This is a genomic window from Rhodococcus sp. P4_B6 (genome assembly GCF_056402215.1).
Genome location: NZ_JBFUHV010000403.1, coordinates 1 through 2,092, shown reverse-complemented (window position 1 = coordinate 2,092; position 2,092 = coordinate 1). Strand labels below are relative to the sequence as shown.

At 62.5% G+C, this 2,092-nt stretch carries 2 protein-coding genes and 1 pseudogene; 2 read left to right on the top strand and 1 reads right to left on the bottom strand.

Annotated features, from left to right (window positions below):
• Positions 1–315 (top strand): SbcC/MukB-like Walker B domain-containing protein (locus AC1DWT_RS50995; protein ID WP_477926236.1); only part of this gene is annotated, 315 nt, incomplete at its 5' end.
• Complete coding sequence (locus AC1DWT_RS50990; protein WP_095870084.1) at positions 312–1,484, top strand: Wadjet anti-phage system protein JetD domain-containing protein; 1,173 nt, start codon at positions 312–314, stop codon at positions 1,482–1,484. The genes AC1DWT_RS50995 and AC1DWT_RS50990, both read left to right, overlap by 4 nt.
• 404 nt (positions 1,485–1,888) lie before the next feature.
• Here AC1DWT_RS50990 and AC1DWT_RS50985 read toward each other — a convergent pair.
• Positions 1,889–2,092 (bottom strand): annotated as a pseudogene (locus tag AC1DWT_RS50985) (hypothetical protein); the annotation flags it as partial.

The following is a 2,092-nucleotide window of genomic DNA, read 5'->3' as shown; positions in this document are numbered from 1 at the left end:
GGCGAGATGCAGGAGATGGTGGCGTTCATCGTCGGTGCGGCGCTGCGATACCAGCTCGGAGACGAACAGAACTCCCGCCCGACCTTCGCCCCGATCATCCTCGACGAGGCGTTCATCAAGGCTGACTCCCAGTTCGCCTCTCGGGCCGTGCAGGCCTGGATCACCCTGGGGTTCCAGCTCATTGCCGGATCGGTTGTCGACAAGGTCTCCGCGATCTCCCGCAAGGTCGATCGGGTCATCCTCATCAACAAGGACACGGAGGGCTACTCCACGGCATCAGCATTCATCGCAGACGCACCGGTGCCGACATCATGAAAGACCCTGCCGCCGTCGTCACCGACCTCACCAAGGCGCTCGCTAAGCACTGGGCGGCCTGGGTTGTCGACGAGCCAGCAGGATGGCCACGGTCCTACCCGATCGGCACATCCGCCCGCGGCGACCTCGAGACCAACTACGCCACCACCCACCGGCCGGTCATGCAGGCCTGGGACCAGTGGGGTGCTCAGCACGTCCACCTCTCGTGCAGTCTCCGCTATGCGCGCCGCCGTGTAGGCCGGCTTCTCCTGAACATCCCCACACATCTCGACATCTCCGACCTCGACACGGCCGCCGCTCTCGCCGCCGAAAACTGGTCCATCACGATCGCCCGCGCCCGCCGTCGCCGCCAAATCCTTTCCGACACCCTCGACCTCGAGCTACAGCCACGCCTTCTTCAACAGACAGTTGCCCTCGCCGACACCGACTTCACGCTGCTCTGTCGCACCGTCGACTGGTTCCACCACCACGACGCCACCGGCCTCACTACCCGGCAGGTCCCGATCCCCGGTCTAGACGCAAAGTGGCTCGACAAGCACACCGCGCTGGTCCTGGCCCTCCTCGACCGGGACAGCCTCGACCTGATCGACCGGCCCCAGCGCATCGACCTGACCTATTTGGACCAGAACTGGCGTGCTCGCGGAAACCGGATGCGCGACAGCCTCGCCACCGACGACACCAACGCCACCGTCGCCTACCCACCCGACATCATCGTTATCACCGAAAACAAGGACAGCGCACTGTTCTTCCCTACCCTCCCGAGAGGGATCGCCGTCGAGGGCGGCGGATGGGCGATCACCCACCGAATCACCCGCCACACCTGGTTCCAGCATTGCCCACGTATCGTCTACTGGGGAGACATCGACGCCCACGGCTACGAAATCCTCAACAAACTCCGCAGCGAACACAGCTCGGTCGATTCGATACTCATGGGCCCACAAACATACGACGAATACCACCAATTCGGTGTACGCACTGATCGGCGCGGAAACCCGATCTCCGCTCAGCGTAAGCCACTTCCGAATCTCACCGATTCGGAACGAGTTGTATACAACCGCATCACCGACTCAGAACATTCCGGTCCGCTACGAATCGAGCAAGAACGCATTCCACTCGAAGTTGCAGAGCAAGTCGTCCGATCCCGCACGCCTCGCCAACCAGCTGACTAGCTTCGCGCGCGATCTGGGCCCCGGGCCTGCGTTAGATGTGTGGCTCGACCCAGTCGGCGTCGGTGATCAGCCGGGAAAGTCCGGCGCATCAGTAGCGTTTCGAAGCCGGCTACCTAACAAAGACTGTCCGGCTTGGTTGTCAAGGACGCGGCAGAAAGCCACACCAGCGAAAACACGAGTGCGTAAGCACCGTCACCCCACACCTGCCCATAGTCCATATTTCTGGAGCGTAGTCGCCCCTTCGAACCCGGAAGCAACGGTCGCGGGGCGCGATATCTGCCCATTTCAGCTTGATTCGAGTGCCGCCGTAATTGCAATGGGGTCGTTCAGGATGCTCGAAGCCCCAACCCGCTTCGTGCCGCGGACCGTGTGTCGATGCCAAAAGGCTAGTCTCGATCGACAATCTAGCGATACGGAATCGGTGTAATCACCCGAGTCCGAGGACGCGTCGCGTCGTGCATGCGCAGCCCGCGCGGACCATCTTCGGCGGCACCGGGCATATCTATCAGCCAAGTGAACACATCGTCGGAGAGCTGACTCGGATCCTCCAGGTCCGCGAGCAGCGCCTCCTGGCCGCGCTCGTCGTACGGTGACGGCAGATCGATCCC